At 42.3% G+C, this 17,993-nt stretch carries 19 protein-coding genes and 1 tRNA gene; 17 read left to right on the top strand and 3 right to left on the bottom strand.

What is annotated here, in order from left to right:
* Window positions 1–18 precede the first annotated feature (18 nt).
* From CFH81_00445 to CFH81_00510, 14 genes are all read left to right on the top strand, one after another.
* Window positions 19–1,140 (top strand): phage tail protein, encoded by a 1,122-nt coding sequence (locus tag CFH81_00445; GenBank protein DAB40811.1) that lies wholly within the window; start codon window positions 19–21, stop codon window positions 1,138–1,140.
* 13 nt (window positions 1,141–1,153) lie between these two features.
* Entirely contained in the window at window positions 1,154–1,666 is a 513-nt protein-coding gene (locus CFH81_00450; GenBank protein ID DAB40812.1) for a hypothetical protein, read from the top strand.
* 13 nt (window positions 1,667–1,679) lie between these two features.
* Window positions 1,680–1,997, top strand: coding sequence for a hypothetical protein (locus tag CFH81_00455; GenBank protein DAB40813.1), 318 nt, complete (start codon window positions 1,680–1,682; stop codon window positions 1,995–1,997).
* A 308-nt stretch (window positions 1,998–2,305) separates the two neighbouring features.
* The gene (locus CFH81_00460; GenBank protein ID DAB40814.1) at window positions 2,306–4,282 is read left to right on the top strand and encodes a phage tail tape measure protein; all 1,977 of its coding nucleotides are present in this window, start codon (window positions 2,306–2,308) and stop codon (window positions 4,280–4,282) included.
* Window positions 4,283–4,346: 64 nt separating this feature from the next.
* Window positions 4,347–4,766: a hypothetical protein gene (locus CFH81_00465; protein DAB40815.1), complete on the top strand. Its 420-nt coding sequence runs from the start codon at window positions 4,347–4,349 to the stop codon at window positions 4,764–4,766.
* Window positions 4,763–4,963, top strand: a complete 201-nt coding sequence (locus CFH81_00470; protein ID DAB40816.1) for a phage tail protein — start codon at window positions 4,763–4,765, stop codon at window positions 4,961–4,963. The genes CFH81_00465 and CFH81_00470 overlap by 4 nt, the downstream gene beginning before the upstream one ends.
* Window positions 4,957–5,916, top strand: a complete 960-nt coding sequence (locus CFH81_00475) for a phage tail protein (protein DAB40817.1) — start codon at window positions 4,957–4,959, stop codon at window positions 5,914–5,916. Before CFH81_00470 ends, CFH81_00475 begins: the two co-directional genes overlap by 7 nt.
* 35 nt (window positions 5,917–5,951) lie before the next feature.
* Window positions 5,952–6,332, top strand: coding sequence for a hypothetical protein (locus tag CFH81_00480; protein DAB40818.1), 381 nt, complete (start codon window positions 5,952–5,954; stop codon window positions 6,330–6,332).
* Complete coding sequence (locus CFH81_00485; GenBank protein DAB40819.1) at window positions 6,329–6,568, top strand: hypothetical protein; 240 nt, start codon at window positions 6,329–6,331, stop codon at window positions 6,566–6,568. Before CFH81_00480 ends, CFH81_00485 begins: the two co-directional genes overlap by 4 nt.
* Complete coding sequence (locus CFH81_00490; GenBank protein ID DAB40820.1) at window positions 6,556–6,843, top strand: hypothetical protein; 288 nt, start codon at window positions 6,556–6,558, stop codon at window positions 6,841–6,843. Before CFH81_00485 ends, CFH81_00490 begins: the two co-directional genes overlap by 13 nt.
* 437 nt (window positions 6,844–7,280) lie before the next feature.
* The gene (locus CFH81_00495) at window positions 7,281–7,829 is read left to right on the top strand and encodes a hypothetical protein (protein ID DAB40821.1); all 549 of its coding nucleotides are present in this window, start codon (window positions 7,281–7,283) and stop codon (window positions 7,827–7,829) included.
* A gap of 18 nt (window positions 7,830–7,847) precedes the next feature.
* Window positions 7,848–8,084 carry a hypothetical protein gene (locus CFH81_00500; protein ID DAB40822.1) on the top strand — a complete coding sequence of 79 codons (237 nt, stop codon included), beginning with the start codon at window positions 7,848–7,850 and terminating at the stop codon, window positions 8,082–8,084.
* Window positions 8,085–10,472, top strand: coding sequence for a hypothetical protein (locus CFH81_00505; protein ID DAB40823.1), 2,388 nt, complete (start codon window positions 8,085–8,087; stop codon window positions 10,470–10,472).
* Window positions 10,442–10,789, top strand: a complete 348-nt coding sequence (locus CFH81_00510; GenBank protein DAB40824.1) for a hypothetical protein — start codon at window positions 10,442–10,444, stop codon at window positions 10,787–10,789. The genes CFH81_00505 and CFH81_00510 overlap by 31 nt, the downstream gene beginning before the upstream one ends.
* Before the next feature lie 124 nt (window positions 10,790–10,913).
* On the opposite strand, the gene CFH81_00515 is transcribed toward CFH81_00510, so the two are convergent.
* Window positions 10,914–10,990, bottom strand: a tRNA-Met gene (locus tag CFH81_00515).
* Window positions 10,991–12,139, bottom strand: a complete 1,149-nt coding sequence (locus tag CFH81_00520; protein ID DAB40825.1) for a rod shape-determining protein RodA — start codon at window positions 12,137–12,139, stop codon at window positions 10,991–10,993. It lies immediately after the preceding tRNA gene.
* Between the two features lie 50 nt (window positions 12,140–12,189).
* On the opposite strand from CFH81_00520, the gene CFH81_00525 reads away from it, so the two are divergent.
* The 3 genes from CFH81_00525 (at window position 12,190) to CFH81_00535 (ending at window position 16,709) form a co-directional block, all read left to right on the top strand.
* Entirely contained in the window at window positions 12,190–12,960 is a 771-nt protein-coding gene (locus CFH81_00525; protein DAB40826.1) for a hypothetical protein, read from the top strand.
* Window positions 12,961–13,150: 190 nt separating this feature from the next.
* Window positions 13,151–14,308: an alanine dehydrogenase gene (gene ald / locus CFH81_00530; protein DAB40827.1), complete on the top strand. Its 1,158-nt coding sequence runs from the start codon at window positions 13,151–13,153 to the stop codon at window positions 14,306–14,308.
* Window positions 14,286–16,709, top strand: coding sequence for an ATP-dependent protease (locus CFH81_00535; GenBank protein DAB40828.1), 2,424 nt, complete (start codon window positions 14,286–14,288; stop codon window positions 16,707–16,709). The genes ald and CFH81_00535 overlap by 23 nt, the downstream gene beginning before the upstream one ends.
* Here the strand turns inward: CFH81_00535 and CFH81_00540 are convergent.
* Window positions 16,706–17,926 (bottom strand): saccharopine dehydrogenase, encoded by a 1,221-nt coding sequence (locus CFH81_00540; protein ID DAB40829.1) that lies wholly within the window; start codon window positions 17,924–17,926, stop codon window positions 16,706–16,708. The two genes, CFH81_00535 and CFH81_00540, sit on opposite strands and share 4 nt — an antisense overlap.
* Window positions 17,927–17,993 lie beyond the last annotated feature (67 nt).

Consider the following 17,993-nt stretch of genomic DNA (forward strand, 5'->3'; position numbering starts at 1 on the left):
AAGAAAGGAAACAAAAACATGGATTTGAATTACGGTATTAATGGTAGTTTTGGTGTAACAGCTGCAAGACCTGTGACGGTAAGCAGCTCTGCGCCTATCGGTATCGTAGCAACGGCTAACGCTGGCACTACAGGGCTTATGAAATTCAACAATGCAGAAGAGGGGCTAAAGTATGTCACGGATAACAACATTACAGACGGAACGCTTAAAGCTGCCTTAACTGGTATCTATCTCCAAGGTGTAAACTGCCCACTGGTAGTACACGTTTCTACGATAGATGCTACAGAAGCGAATAACATTACTAATGTGCTTGCCGGTCTTGATATGCTTAAGCAAGCTGACCCGGTAACTGGCATCGAGCTTAAGAACGGTTTGATTATTACGCCGGAGTACTCTGCTGACGTTACGGTGGCGGCAAAAGTGGATGCTATCGCTACAGCACTGTGGTGTATTGGTATCGTAGATAACTTTAGCGAAGATGAGGCAGGGGTAGCTACGTTTGTAGAAAACTTCGGGAGTATGTACCTGCTTGTAGGTACTGGAAAGTACAACGCTGACGGGCTGGAGATACCTTACAGTGCTTTGATGGCTGGAGTGATCGCATACCATGACGGTAATACGCCTTTTGGATGGGCGCAAAACCACTCTAACCGTATCGCTAAAGGTGTGGCAGGTACGACCAGGGTCATAGAGTACCTAGAGGGTCAGGACTGTGAGGCTAGAAGACTTAGACAAAGTGGAGTAGGCTGTATCGTCAAAGATGTTGGCTGGCGTACTTACGGGTTTGAAACTACAGACATTGACCCTATTTGGCAAGCACTAGACAGGGTAAGGACATTTCACAGGCTGCTTGATGCTATCATCAAAGCCAGTAAGTGGGCTAGGGATAGAGAAGCAGATCAGCTTATCTGGGTCAAAAAGACAATCGTAGAGTTTATGAACGAGCTAAAAGGCAATGGTGTGGTTATCGGGTTTGATGTATTCTTTGACCCATTGAAAAACACACTGGCAACGGTAACGGCTGGTAAATTCTACTTGACAGTAGAGGTACAGGATATGCCAAGTATCAGAGAGCTTAATATAGAGCTTGTTTACTCAGATGCTTACAATGAGACACTTATCAACTATATCAACGGCTAAGGAGGGTTGAGAAATGGGAACACAGGTTAGACTACCACAGAGCGTAGTGGACGTTTCTGTATTTATCGAGGGCAACGGGTTTGCAGGTCTTACGGATAAGATCAGCCTACCAGACATTGAACGTATTTTAGAGACTTCAAAGGCTGGCGGCTTTGAGCGTGACGTAGATACGGGCGTATTCAAAAAAATGGAGTTTGAAGTAGGGGTAAAAGAGTTCAATAAGATCATCTATACTGCTGCTTCTACAGGTATCGCCAGCGGGAAAGGTATCGGTATCGTACTTAAGGGGTCTATCCTGCAGGATGGCACTAAGATACCTTTTGTAGCGACAATACAAGGTAAGTCAGGTGTCGCGCTTGGCGGCATCGGTGCAGGTGACGGAGGCACTACCACGCTTAAGGGAACAGCAGAGCGTTTTTCATATGAGTTGAACGGTGAAGAGTTGGTGCACATGGATACGCGCAATATGATCGCAAAGATCGCTGGCGTAGATCACCTTGAAGTACTCAGACAGCATATACTATAAGGGGGCGTGAGTCATGGCTGAAACAAAAACACTAGAAGCACTTGAAAAAGAGGTAGCGGAACTTGAAGAAGCAGCACAGCGTAAAGCACTTGAAAAAAGGCTTGAACAGCTAAAAAGAGCTGACAGTAACATATTGTCAAACGGTAAAACTGCAAAGATGAGAAAGCCTACCGTTAGGGATATGAAGCTATCAAACGAGGGTAATACCGATGCAGGAAAAGAGCTTATCTTGATGCGTAATCTTACAGAGCTGACAGAAGAAGAACTGTACGCACTTGACATTGAAGACTACGCTATCTACCAGATGATGCTACAGGGTTTTTTATCATAAGCTATGACGATGCGCGTATGGGTATGGCTCTGGTGGGTCATACCATGCACTTTAGTTATAGCGATATGTTAGAAATGGAAACGGATGAGTTTAGAGAGTTTGTGAAGATCGCACAAGAGCTGAGCGAACAATAAGCCCAAAGCCTACTACCGTAGCAGCTACCACAGTAACCGATACAGCAGTAGTAGAGCCTGTCAGCATACCAACGATCACAGATACAATGATACAAGCGAAAAATAGCCCTATCAAGGACTTTATATAAAAAATAATCTCTTTCATAGGTCTATTATACCACAGGAGTGTAAAAAATGGAAAAGATGCTGGCACTTGGGATAATCCTATCGGCTAAAGATATGCTAACACCGTCACTTGGCAAGGCTGGAGAGGCTATAAACAAGTATGAGGGGAAAATCAAAAAGCTTGGCAGCAGCATGACAAAGCTTGGCACGGTAACGCTTGGTGCTGGTATGGCCATTGGTGCTGCACTCAAACAGCCTTATGAGGCGTTTAGTGATCTTAAAGCAGCACAGGGCGAGATAAAATCACTTGATATAGGCGATCTTGGCATAAGTAAGATCACAGATGCAGCCGTTAAGTTTTCAAACACGTTCAGCGGCACTACAGCCCCGGACTTTGTGCGCGCCTCTTACGATATCAAAAGTGGTATCGCTTCACTGAGCGATACAGGGGTAGCGGAGTTTACACGGCTTGCATCCCTAACCGGTAAAGCCACAAAGTCAACTACAGAGCAGATGACATCTTTTTTTGCTACCGGGTACGGTATTTATACCAAACAGTTTGACGAACTGCAAAGCCAGACGGCAGCCGGGTGGAATAAACTAAGCCAAGAAGAAAAAGATATCAAATTCGGTCAGGCGTTTAGTGCAGGTATCGGCGCAGCCGTAAAGCAGTTTAAAACCACTGGGAGCGAAATGCAAAGCGCAATAGAGACGCTCGGTGCAGCTGCTACTACATCAAACGTACCGCTATCTAACCAGCTTGCAATACTTGGAACGCTTAATGGGATCATGAGCGGCTCGGAGGGCGCTACAAAATATAAGGCATTTTTAAAAGGTGCGGCCAAAGCACAAGAAGATTTAAATATGAGTTTTGTTGACCAAAACAACCAGCTGTTGTCAACGCCACAGATACTTGAAAAACTCCATGCACATTATGGCAACGTACTTGATGACATGGAAAAGATGGAAATTACAAAAGCGTTTGGCTCAGATGAGGCGGCTGGATATATAACAGCGCTTTATGACAAAACAGGACAACTTAAAGACGGTATAAACAGCGTTAGCAACTCTATGGCAAACGGAACTGATGAAGTAGAGCGTATGGCAAAAGCCATGAATGACGGCCATGAAATGGAACTGCTACAGCAGCGCATAGGTAACCTTATTACAGTGATCGGCACTGGGTTTGCGCCCATAGTGAACAATATAGGAAAGGTGATAGGGAAAGTAACCATGAAGCTTGGCGGGATGATAAAAGAATACCCTGAGCTTACAAGATGGGTCACTGGTGGTATAGCACTGTTTGGTGCTACTGCTGTGGTACTTGGTACAGTTGCTATCTCTATAGGGGCTTTGACTATGGCTATACCTATGCTTAGTAAAGGCTTTTTAGTGTTGGGTGGTGCTATAAAATTTGTTGGTGCTGCACTTGGTTTTGTAGGTAAGATACTACTACTTAACCCAATAGGTTTAGCCGTTACTGCGATAGCAGCAGCAGCATATCTTATCTATACAAACTGGGATAAGCTAAAAGTATGGTTTAGCAGCCTGTGGACTAGCATTAATGATATTTTTAGCAAATCAAGCAGCTACATTAATGAAGTGATACAAAGCCCTATAGCTTCTATAAAAGCAGGGTGGGAAACGCTGCTAAATTGGTTTTCTGTGAAATTCGAGTGGCTGGCAGATAAATTCAACACCGTATCAGGATGGGTAGGTAGCACTATAGACTGGCTAGGTCTTGGTGGCGGTGATGGCAAGCAACAGTCATCAGGTGCTGCAAGCAAAGGCGGCAAAACATCTAAAGTTGGTGCTGCTGTTGCAGCGCAGCCATCAAAGCCGCTGTTTAAAACAGAGCCACTATTTAAAGAGAAGTCAGCATACACACCAGAGCAGCAAAAGAGCAAAAAAAGCGGCGCTGGCTCAAACCATAACTATAATGTAAATCTAACCGTAAATAATCCTGCAAAAGGCGTAAATGTAGAAAAGGCGGTACAGAAAGCCATAAGGATGTGCAACAGCAGATCGCTTAGCGATGATGTTTAGAGGGCTTTAAAAATATGAAAACTTTTACTAAAATAGGGAAAATGTGCAGGGGGTGGGTAACACTATGCTGGCTATGATAGATTTTTTCACGTTTGACATAGACAATAGAGATATAGACAGCATCAGCAGCTACCTTACTTTCAAGTTCGCACGGCATGAAAAGCTTGGGAATTTTGATAGCTTCCAAAACATAGGGAGATACGAGGAAGAGATCACTATACACGGTACGCTGATCTGCCAAAGTCAGCATCAGCTAAAAAGCTTCGAGCTGCTTGGCAAGATGAAAACGCAGCATATCTTGACGCTGCCGGACGGAACGTGCAAAACTATCATTATAACTACACTAGATACAGACAAATCTACATTTTTAAAAACGGGTGAATTTCTAAGACAGGAATACGCGCTGTCTATAGCTGTAGTCGGCGACGGCTTCAATCTTGACATAGCAGGTATGGCAGCAAGCTTTTTAGGCGGTCTTCTATGAAACAGGTTACGGCACAGCACGGTGACAGGTTAGACCAGATCGCCTATAGCGAATATGGCACGCTTGAATACTTCAATAAGGTGATGGATGCAAACCTACACCTATCAGCAAAGCCTATCTTAGAAAACGGCGATATCGTAAATATGCCTACCATAACAATGCAAGTACAAGAGATCAAGGTAAAAACACTATGGTAGAACTGTTTGGCATCCCAAAAAAACCCACGTATAAGATACTGGCAAACGGTACAGATATAACTGCCACACTGCAAAATAACAGCGCGTCTATCTCTCTTGAAGATGAAGCAAACGAAGAAGCAGATCAGCTGTGTATTACCGTAGAGGGCGCGATAGCAAGACCACAGGCAGACGATACCTTGGAACTGTGGATGGGGTACGGTCTAACCTTGGTATATTTTGGGTCTTTTGTGGTACAGGAAACTACAAAGGATGATGACTATACACTGACGGTAAAAGCAACCGGCGTAAACTTTTCCAGCGCGCTTAAAGTAAAGCGTGAGATCACTTACGAAAAGGTAACCATCAAAGATATATGTACACAAATTGCAAAACGTCACGATCTTAAACTTAAGTGCGACTATGATGATATCACCATAAAAAGCCTAAGCCAGGACAAAGAGAGTGACATACACTTTTTAAACCGAGTGGCCGGTGAGTATAACGCTATTTTCAACATCAAAAACAGGACGCTTATATTTCTGCACCGCATCAAAGACGGTAAAGCAAGTAATGAACTGCCAAGGTATATGGTTCATAAGAACGATGTACACAATCTCACCATAACCCATAGCAAAAAAGCACTCTATAACAGTTGTAAATGCTGCTGGCACTGCACGATAGACAATATAAAAAAAGAGGTAATAGTAGGTGATGGTGACCCGAGTATAGTGCATTATGGACAATTTAAGGACGAAGCAGAAGCAGCTGCAAAAGCTACTGCTTTGCTTGAGAAAACAAAAGGATGCCACGTGGGCGGAAGCTTTGAGATAGACGGGGCAGTGATGTATGCTGGAGGCGTAGTGGAGTTGGTAGGAACTGTGGACGATGACGGGGAGTACAGCATAAAAAGGATAAGCCATACCATAGATAGCAGCAATGGGTGGGTTACATGGGCAGAAATAACAAGATAAGGAGCATTAAAAATGATAACAAAAAAAGGTAAATTATGCTAAATGAAACTACTACAATTGGAGCAAAAGCGCTAGCAGCATCTACAAGCGCAGGGATGATCGGTGTCGGGTTTCTTGATAATATCAACGTAGAGCTTATCATACTTGGGTTGATAGGGCTTGTAGTGAGCATACTGAGTTATCACTACGACATAGAGCACACAGAAGACAAGGCGCATAGCATGTCAGAGATTATAAAATACATCTTGTTCGGGACACTTGCTTTGCCAAGCGCGTACGTAGCTGCCGGAGAACACATCACAAATGACGTATCAGGGAGACTGTTTATCGGTGTTTTTGCTTCGTATTACATTATTCGTCTGCTTGATACAATAATACAAAAGGTGCAGAACATGATTATGGAGTGGAGAAGATGAGTTTTTTTGCTTTACAGGCTGTTCTGACTTTTTTATGGTTTCTGTCTTTCGTGAACAAGCTATACAAAAAAAGCCTATCCACATTCATTATAATAAATGTGATTTTTGCTGCTGTAATAGCAGTGAGAATCAATGAAGCGCTGGCGCATTTCATCTTAATAATAGGCATGATCTTCATTTATCACCGCGCTGCTTTTAAGAGAGAGAATGAAAGGTTATTTACATGGCGGCATTAATCTATAAATTAAGGTTATATTTGTATGCCGCGACTGCATTCGTCATGGCTGCGTTTCTCTACTTTTGGCATTACAAACCAATCGCTAACATAGAAGCAGCTTACCAAGAGCAGTTACAGGCTACCAAAACTGCAAAAAAAGAGACAGTTGTACAAAAGGCGAAGCTCTTCACTGAGAAGCATATAGAGAAAAAAGAAGCACTGAAAGGGATTAGCTATGAAGAGTATAACGGCACTATCGATACTAATATCGGTACTCATACTAAACGGCTGTAGTGTTTTCGGCACTGGTGCAGGTGAGAATATAGAAGTACGGCCCAAACTGGTAACCTGGGAATATACAGAAAAACCAGTAGTTGACTTTGACCTGGAGTACACAGTAAAAGAAGTGGGGGTGCAGCATGGCAAAGATCGTAGAGATTAGTGTAGAGAAGTTCAAAATACTTATCAAGAACTATATTATGGTAAGAAGACAAAACAGGGAACTACGTAAGATCAATGAGTTTTTAAATAACCAGATCAACGACTATAACAAAAAGTTTGGAGGACAAAAAAATGACAAAAACAGAACGTAAAAAAACACTTAAAGAGCATCAAGACAAAAGAACCAGGTGCCTTGTGTATACCAGAGTGATGGGATATCACAGACCGGTAGAGAGTTTCAATGTTGGCAAGAAAGGTGAACACGATGAGAGAACTTTTTTTAGAGCTTGATGATGAGTGATTTAAAGAGAAAAGTGATAAACGATATCATCGAGCGTGAGGGCAGTTACATAAATGACCCACGCGACAGTGGCGGCGAAACAAATTATGGCATAACCGTAGCAGTAGCCAGAGCATACGGCTATACTGGAGAGATGAAAAAACTACATAGATCTGCAGCGTTTACCATTTATAGCAAACTATACTGGGATAAGCTGATGCTAGACAACATAGAGTCTTTATCTACTTTACTGGCAGCAGAGCTGGCAGATACGGCTATAAATATGGGTGTAGGAACTGCTGCAAAGTTTCTACAAAGGTCTCTTAATGCGCTTAACGATAGACAGAGATACTACTATGATCTAACAGTAGACGGTGATATAGGGGGTAAGACGCTTATAGCCCTAAGATCATACTTTAAAGTAAGGGGCTTAGACGGTGAAAAAGTGCTGCTACGTATGCTAAATTCACTACAGGGTGCTTACTATGTTGAGCTTTCAGAACGAAGAGAAAAAGATGAGGCATTTATTTTTGGCTGGTTTTTAAACAGAGTCGAATAATACATAAAAGGATAAGAAATGGCTAAATTAACTACTGATACAGAATGGACAGCAACAATACCAGCAGGTACATATGATATGCAGAAAAAAAGCACCGGCGATCTATACATTGGCAGAGGGCCTTCACAACCTACAAACGTTTTAGATGCTATACATATCGATAGCTCTGCGGCTTTTAGGTTTACCGTCGCAGATGGCGAAACGGCATACTTTTTCGGCGATAATGTTGTTGTATATTATTACAAGGTATATTAAATGTTACGCTTGTTCCTTGGACCCACCCTGAGTGAGATTTCCATCTTCTCCCGCGCTTATTTTTTAGGGAAGCCCGGCGAACTTGGTTTTGGTGTGGCTGCTGCGCCTGAGAGTGTGTATACTGCTGCTGGGTTTATCCCGCTGGAAGGTCACAATACAATAGGCCGCGACAACTATGGAAACTATTTGCACGTTGCTTCTGGTGCTATCTGCGTCTACATACCAAAACATTATTACAAAATAGCCGGGAACACGTTCACCTACTCAGATACCGCGGCAGATGGCTATGTACTAGATCGCACATTTATTAATGCTGGCGCAGAGATTAGGGGCATCTTCGTTTCCAAATACGGTGGCACAAACAATGGCGGTATCTTCTCATCACAGCAAGGGAAAGACCCGCTGTCCACGAATAGTGCGCACAATCCAATCTCAGCCCTCAACGGTACGCCTTTAAATACTTACGGCGGACTCTATACGGCCGTAAAGACGATGTCAATCGATGCCATTGTCACTCCAATTTGGACATATAATATGTTGGCCCGTATGGCAAAAGCTCACGGAGAGGCCTCTCTAACGACTGACGTGTGCGCCTACATAGACGTTGTTCCAAAAATGCCAAAAGGAAACTTGGCAAACGCATTGAAAGACTATAATGACACTAGCGTCACTTTCACTGCTTCAGGATACTCAAATTGTGCATTGACTGGCAGCGGATCAAACTTCGCCAAAACCACGCACAACGGCCAAAAATGCGGTATCGCAGACCTGACTGGAAATATGTTTGAAGTTGGAAGCGGTCTCATACGCTTTGATAGCACTGGCTTCCTCGTCATCAAAGAGTCGGTAGACATCACTACCATCCTAAACGACTCAATCATAACAGGCGGTGGTGGTGCATATGACCGCGATTTATATGATGTCATAGACATCTCCGATCTTATCAATACTAATAGCGGATGGACCTACATCGGAAACGGAACGAGTAATGTGTTCGGCTTTTCAACAGATAGAAATTCAGCTGCATACAAACGAACTTCTGTAGGCATACCGCTTGCAAATGGTGTAAGTGGCAGTGGAACTGCGGAGTTTGGTAACGACGGATTATACAAATACCTAATAAACGAATTGGCCGCGTTTTGTGGCGGGAATTGGAACAACTCTTCCAATGCGGGGCCGTTCGCTATGAATCTGAACAATAACCGTACGAACTCGAACAACAATGTGGGGGCGCGCGACTCCGGAACCAAGCCTGAAACTGCAATGGCAGATACTGGTGCCAGAGGGGTATGTTGTCCTGCGATAAGCGAAATAAAAAGAGATGACAGAGTTTCAAGTAGCTATGCCGAACGTCACCAAGTCTCTCGAGCACCAAAACGTGAAGGGCGTCTATTTGAACTGACATTCACGATGGATAATCTCTATGAAGCCTACATAACCGCACGAAAGGGGAAGCGTAAAAAACGTGCGACGATGAGGTTCGAAAGCAACCTAGGCGCAGAGCTTCAAGCATTATACGATGAACTGCATGACGGCACTTACATGCCTAGACCCTATGCACAGTTTGAAGTCTATGAGCCAAAAAAAAGAGTCATAAATGCACCTGCGTTCAGAGACCTCGTCGTTCAACACTGCATCTATGCAGCGATATACGATCTCTTTGACCGAAGCTTCATTGCGACTTCTTACGCCTGTCGTAAAGGTGGTGGAACACATAAGGCAAGCGCCTATACCCAAAAGGCAATGCGCCACTACGATGGTGAAGACTACTATGTTAAACTCGATGTTAAGAAGTTTTTTTACTCGATAGACCGGTCTATCCTGCGCGCCCTCTTTGAGAAAAAAATCAAAGACAAACGGTTTGTCGATCTCATGTGCGCTTTTGCGGAGATGAATGATCCAAAAGGGATACCTATAGGCAACCTTCTTAGTCAGCTTTACGCACTTATTTATATGAACCCAGTAGATCACTATATCAAACGTGACTTAAAAATGAAGCACTATGTGCGCTATGTGGATGATATGGTGATCATAGGCGTTGAAAAATCAAAGGCAAAAGAGATCATAGGGAAAGTAGAGTCATTTTTAAAGCAATATCTTCGTTTGGAGTATTCACGATGGATGATGGCAAAGATAAAACGTGGCATCAACTTCGTAGGATACCGCACATGGAAGTCAGTTAAATTTGTGAGAAAGCACAGTATGTACACATTTAAAATGTCACTGAAAAAATCTAAACTTGAGTCAATCGTCTCGCTCATTGGGCACGCTAAGAAAACGGCTACGATGACGTATTACGCGAGACTGCTGTTGGCTGAACCTGAGATTTTAAATAAATTACCACAAAGGAGCATTGCATGCTTAAATACTACACCTACGAAAAAGTAGAAACAAGCTACACAGTGCTGGAAGTGAGAGTAGGGCATGAGGATGTGAAGATCTGCTACTTTACCTACACAGAAAAACCAGTCGTTGCAATTAGCGGTGAGGAAGAAGCGATAGATGCACTCATATCCGCCCAAGATCCACGCACAAACGCTACAGAGATAGATCAACAAACCTATGATGCGCTCATCGCGCCAAGTGATCAGGTACGAAACATATATAGGCAGGTGGAATACGTGAGGGACAATGGCGGAACGGCAGAGGAGTGTGATGCATTGCTTGTGTCGTTGATGGACGAGATAGGGTATATGGGGGGATAGGTGGTTAATTTTTTGTTGGTATGAAGTACTAAAAGTGAACACCCAAGTGAACACCTAATAAAAACTTAAACCAAAAAAATATTTGAGAATATTGATTCAATATCGATATGTAGGGGAATATAAGTGGTGGGTCCTCAGGGACTTGAACCCTGGACCACTCGGTTATGAGCCGAGCGCTCTAACCAACTGAGCTAAAGACCCTTATCTAATCGTTGGTTCGTCTTTCGAAGTCATAATGATTTTCGAGTCCGCATTATAACGGCTGTAATCTTTAAAAGCAATTAAATTTTGCAAAATCCCAAAAATTATCGCAAAAATAATAAAAGAAGTTCCGCCATGACTAAACATTGGAAGCGGAAGGCCCACGACAGGAGCCAATCCGATGACCATATAGATATTGACTCCCATATAGACAAAGATCAAAAAAGCAATGCCTGCAGCGAATGTCTTAATGAGATAATCCTGCGCGTGTTTGGCTGAAATATAGAGAAGATTAAAGACGAGCAGGATATACAAGGCAATCACTGTTGTCATGCCTTTGAAGCCCAGTCTTTCCCCAAGATAGGCAAAAATAAAGTCTGTAGAGGAGACCGGAAGAAATTTGAGCTGGGTTTGGGTTGCTTCTTCTTTTTCTTTTCCTTCAAGTCCGCCTGAACCGATCGCAATGAGCGCCTGTCTAACCTGGTAGCTTGGTTTGTTAAGTGCGTCATGGATACGTATTTTTTGGTAAGGTTTGAGGCCGTATTGATAGATAAACGGTGCACCGATACCGCCTATAACTGCAAGAGTGATCCATATTTTCCAGTTGATGCCTACAATAAAAAGTACGCCATATCCGGCAATAAGAAGCACCAAGGCTGTACCGAGGTCCGGCTCTTTTGCGATAAGAAGAAAAGGAATGATAATAACAATAGAGAGTTTTATAAATTGCAAAATCCCATATCCTTTGGCAGAAGGAGGTTTGCGGCTGATAAGATAGGCAAGCATCATGATGACACTGACTTTCATAAACTCAGAGGGTTGAATGGTTAATCCAATGCCCGGAATTTCAATCCACCTTGTGGCGCCAAGAATGCTTTTTCCTATGAATTCAACTGCCAAGAGCAAGCCTAGATTGCCTAGGTAAAAAAGAGGAACAAACCACCAAAAGATAAGCCTCCACGGAATAAATGCGGCAATAAAAAAAGCAATAGATGCAAGAAAATAGTACACCATCTGCTTATTAAAAAGATAAGGGTTCATCTCATGTATAAGATACGAAGAGATAACAAAAAGAGGAACAAGCTGGATCATAAGAAGATAATTAAAATGTTTGAAGATGCGTCTATCAAAATCAAACCAATGTTCCATTTGTACTCTCTTTTTTTGGATATTATATCGAAAATGCATTAAGGCAGAAAATGGCGGAATTTTATCGTTTTAAGGGATTGCAAAAGTATGAACAGTGTGTGCATGCCGTGACAACCAAAAATCCCAAGGCACCGCATGAGGGCAGTTTGGCACTTCATACAGGAGAAGCATGTAGCCAGATCATACAAAACCGTAAGCAGATAGCTTCGTTGCTGGAATTGGACACCAAATATCATTTTATCGCAGCCAGCCAAACACATAGCTCCCATATCGAAGTGATAACCAAAAGAAAAAATAGAGGTTGGGAAACTATGAATGATGCGGTTTTGGATTGCGATGCTCTGATAACGGATACAAAGGGTCTAATCTTGACGGTATTGACCGCTGATTGTGTGCCTGTACTTTTATATGATACCCGACGGGAAGTTGTTGCTGCGATTCATGCAGGCTGGAGAGGAACTCAGGCAAATATTGTCTTGAAGACAGTAGAGAAGATGAAAGAGGTATTTGATTCAAATCCCAAAGATATGGTTGCAGGAATCGCTCCATCGATTGGACGATGCTGCTATGAGGTGGAAGAAGATGTGGCGCAGTTTTTTTTAAAACAAACCGAAGTGTTTGATCGGATAAATAAAAAATACAGATTGGATTTGCCTTTAGCAAATAAAATTCAACTTCTCAATGCAGGTTTGCTTGAAGAGAATATAGAAATGAGCGGTATCTGTACCGCATGTGAGGCAAAGAGGTTTTTTTCTTATCGAAAAGAGCAGGGGTGCAGCGGAAGGTTTATGAGCATGATAGGATTGAGGCAAAACATATAGGCCGGCAAGCCATGCTTTGGCAGCAAATAAAAGAGAAGCAGGGCGTCAGGGAGAAAAAATGTTGCATAATGTACAATAAAAATAACATAAAATTGGACAGCTTTAAAAAAAAGAATGTTCGGCTTTAAAATGGCAGCTGAAAGTTTTTAAATACGTTTTTCTGTTGAGTGCAGAGAGCAAGGGAGGGGATATGAAAATTGGTATTCCAAAAGAAATAAAGAGCAGGGAGTATCGGGTGGGAATCATTCCCGCGGGGGTTGATTTGCTTGTTCAAAACGGGCACGAGGTGTACATAGAAAAAAATGCCGGAGAAAAAAGCGGATTTTCTGATGATGAGTATAAGCAGGTCGGTGCTGTTATCTTTCAAAATCCAAAAGAGATATATGAAAATTGTGAAATGATTCTAAAAGTCAAAGAGCCTCAGCCTCAAGAATATGATCTTTTAAAAGCGGGGCAGATACTTTTTGCCTATCTTCATCTCGCTCCGCAAAAAGAGCTTACCCAGATACTTCAAAAAAGAAAAGTGATAGCTATCGCATATGAAACGATACAGGAAGGAAACCGGACGCCTTTGCTTGAGCCCATGAGTCAAATTGCAGGCAAAATGGCGCCGATGGCGGGAGCCTATTTTCTTTCGGCCCATGCAAATGCAATGGGTGTGCTGATGGGGGGATGCAGCGGCGTGCCGCCATCAACAGTATTGATTTTGGGGAGCGGTACAGTAGCCAAATATGCAGCCAAGATTGCAGCAGGGATGGGTGCAAATGTGGTGGTAATGGGAAGAAATCCAAAAAGCATGGCTGAACTTGAATCGGCAATGCCGGCAAATGTTTCAACTGTTTATAGCAACCGCTATAATATGGAAAAAATTTTACCTACAGCAGATATTGTGATAGGTGCGGTTTATAATACCGGTGAAAAAACACCCCACTTGATCACAAAAAAAATGCTCCCTTTGTGTAAAAAAGGTGCTGTTTTTGTCGATGTTGCTATCGATCAAGGCGGATGTATGGAGACTTCCAGACCGACAACGCATGATGATCCTATTTTTGAAGTGGGGGGTGTGGTGCATTATTGCGTTGCCAATATGCCCGGAGACTATCCTGTGACTGCAACATGCGCATTGGCAAATGCAACGATACCTTATGTAAAAAAGATTGCGGATTTGGGATGGCGCAGTGCCGGTTTGCAAGATGATGCCGTATATGGCGGTGTGAATGTTGCAGGCGGCTTTGTAACACAAAAATCTGTGGCCAAGGTGCATAAAATAGCATATCATGAGTTAAAAGATGTCATTGATATGTGTCCAAAATTCGGAGATACTTATGATAAAACCGCTTCATGTTAATCAGCTTTATAATCATTGTGATGTAGAAAAATTCGATTTTAATACCACTGAAGATTTAAAGGATCTTGACACAATTATAGGGCAAGCCAGAGCGCTTAAAGCAATAAGTTTTGGCGTGGGAATCAAGCAAAAAGGTTACAATCTTTATGTAATGGGCGAACTTGGCAGCGGCAAGCATAGTATTGTTGAACAGTTTATTAAAAGCAAAGGAAAAGAAAAAGATCAGGAGAAGCCGGCAGATTGGTGTTATGTTAACAATTTTGAAGATCCGCGAAAACCGATTTCATTGAAGCTTGCATCTTCCATGGGCGTTCAACTTAAAAAAGACATGGAAGAACTGATAGCGGATTTACAGGGAATTATCCCCTCAGTATTTGAGAGCGAAGAATATAGAGAAAAAAAACAGTCTATCGTTGACAAACTTAATGAGATAAAGAAAGAATCTTTTCAAAAAATAAAAGAAAGAGCAAAAGAAGAATATATAGCAATTAACTATACAGCAACAGGCTATACGGTTTCTCCTATGAGCAAAGAGAATAAAATTCTTGAAGCGCAAGAATTTGTGGCTCTTAGCGATAAAGAGAAGGAGAAAATTCAAGAGAAAATCAAAAAGTTTAAAACTCAGATAGAGCATACCGCACAAGATATGGCTATCCAAAGCAAGGTGCAACTAAAAGAGATTAGAGAACTCGAACAAAATATGACAAAAAAAGCAGTGGATAACAGTATTGATGAGCTCAAAAAAAGATATGAAGCCTACCCAAATGTTGTTATGTATCTTCAGAGCGTTAAAGAAGATATTATAAAAAACGCCCAGGATTTTTTACTCTCTGCACAAAATGCGCTTTCAGCGATAGGAGTAGGATCAGCAAGTGACAGCACTATATTCAGCAGATACCGTGTGAATGTTCTAGTGACGCATAAAGACAAAGAAAGTGTACCGATTGCTTATGAGAACAATCCGACTTATGCAAATTTGTTTGGTGAGATAGAGCATGTTGCGCAGATGGGTATGCTTTTGACTGATTTTAATTTGATTAAACCCGGCGCACTGCACAGAGCCAACGGGGGATATTTGATTCTTGATGCCTCAAAAGTATTGTTGCAGCCTTTTGTCTGGGACGGTTTAAAGCGAATGCTGCAGGCCGGAGCCATTCGCATAGAATCATTAGCGCACTCATTGAGTTTGATCAGTACGTTGACGCTCGAACCCCAAACTATTGAGCTGGATGTTAAGATTATTCTTATCGGCAACAGAATGCTTTACTATTTGCTCTATAATTATGATCCGGAATTTAAAGAACTTTTTAAGGTTAATGCAGATTTTGAAGACCGAATTGAGCGAAATGAGCAAAATAGTTTTTTGTATGCGCAAATGATTGGGATGATGGTTAAAAAAAATCAACTTTTGCCTCTTGATAAAAAAGCCGTCGGAAGGGTCATTGAATATGGTTCGCGTATAGCCGAAGACAGCCAGAAGCTTTCAACACATTTAAAAAGTTTGGGCGATTTGCTTCAGGAAGCCGATTTTATTGCCGCACAGAAAAAAATCAAACAGATAACTAAAAATGAAATAGATGAGGCTATTGCGCAGAAGACTGAAAGATCAGACAGGATTAAGGATTATATTTACGAAGAGATCCAAAGAGAAACCATTTTGATTCAAACCAAAGGCAAGATGGTAGGGCAAATAAATGGAGTTTCGGTTGTAAATCTGGGCAATTATGCCTTTGGCCATCCTGTTAAAATTACTGCTTTAACAAGATTGGGAAAAGATGGCATAGTCAATATAGAACGAGAAGTAAAACTGAGCGGTCCCATGCATGATAAGGGAATAATGATACTTTCAGCCTTTTTGGCTACACGATATGCAAAAGATTTTCCGCTGAGTGTTACTGCAACCTTGGTATTTGAGCAGTCATACGGCAGGATCGAAGGCGACAGCGCTTCCTGCGCAGAATTGTTTGCTTTGCTTTCGTCACTGAGTGAAATAGCCTTGGATCAATCTATAGCCGTGACGGGCTCCGTAAATCAAAATGGCCAGGTTCAAGCAGTAGGCGGCATTAATGAGAAAATAGAAGGTTTTTTTGATGTGTGCAGACTTTTGGGCGGGACCCAAAAAAATGGTATTATCATCCCTGCGTCAAATGTAAAACATTTAATGCTTAAAGAAGAAGTGCTTCTTGCAGCAAGGAATAATACCTTTGAAATTTATGCCATTGAGAACGTTGATGAGGGGATGGAAATACTTACAGGAATGGCAAGCGGAAAAAGAGATGGCAAAGGTAATTTTCCTAAAAAAAGTATCGGTTATCAGATAGAGGATAAGCTGAGGTTCTTTGCAGATAAAAGCAGGCAAAAAAAGTACAAAAAAGAGGGGGGACAGGAAGAGAAGCCTTAAGCTTTCACTTCTCTGCTTTCATCCGCTTCAAGCTCGATGAGTTGCCAAGGAAGTCCTTGTTTGTTCATTTCTTCCATAAAAGGATCCGGATCGAGCTGTTCCATATTGAAGACACCTTTGCCTTGCCATTTGCCTTCAAGCATCAGTTTGGCACCTATCATTGCAGGTACGCCCGTCGTATAGCTTACCCCCTGACTCAACACTTCGGCATAGCATGCTTCGTGGTCTTTGACTTGGTAGATATAGACGGTCCGCGGTTTGCCGTCTTTGATTCCTTTGGCAAAGATACCGATATTTGTCTTTCCTTTAGTGCGGGGTCCAAGACTTGCGGGATCAGGAAGAAGTGTTTTGAGAAATTCGATCGGTACGATTTTCATGCCTTTGTGTTCTACTTCTTTGATACCCAGCATACCTACATTTTCAAGACATCGCATATGGGTAAGATAACTCTGCCCGAATGTCATAAAGAAACGGATACGCTTGAGTCCTTTGATGTGTTTAACCAGCGACTCCATCTCTTCGTGATAAAGCAGGTAGCTGTCCTTTGGTCCAACTTCGGGATAATCCCATACCTGCATGATTTCCATCGGTTCAGTTTCTATCCATGTTCCGTTTTCCCAATATCTTCCTTTGGCGCTGACTTCACGAAGGTTGATTTCGGGATTGAAGTTTGTTGCAAACGGATAGCCGTGATCGCCTGCGTTGCAATCAAGAATATCTATTGTGTGGATCTCGTCAAAATAGTGTTTTTGCGCATAGGCACAAAAAACATTAGTAGCCCCCGGATCAAAACCGCTTCCAAGCAGACCCATGATCCCGGCTTCCTTGAAGGCTTCATTTCTTGCCCACTGTTCTTTGTATTCAAATTTTGCAGTATCGGGGTGCTCATAGTTTGCGGTATCCAGATAGTCAACTCGACAGATTTTGCATGCATCCATGATGGTCAGATCTTGATAAGGAAGCGCCACATTGATGACGATATCTGCCTTTGTATTATTGATGAGGTCAATGAGTTCGGGAACAGAGTCTGCGTCTACCTGCGCTGTAGCGATGGTTATGCTCAGACGCTCTTGGATGTTTTTGGCAATCTCATCGCATTTGCTGAGAGTTCTGCTTGCAAGAGTAATATTTCCGAAAGTGTCCACATTCATTGCGCATTTGAATGCAACCACATTTCCGACACCGCCTGCACCGATGATGAGGGTATTTTTTGACATAGAGATCCTTTAGTATATTTTTTTGACTTTTGTCTTAAAAACAGAATAAAATTTAAGTTCAATTTTA

It is taken from the genome of Sulfurovum sp. UBA12169 (assembly GCA_002742845.1).
Lineage (GTDB): Bacteria > Campylobacterota > Campylobacteria > Campylobacterales > Sulfurovaceae > Sulfurovum.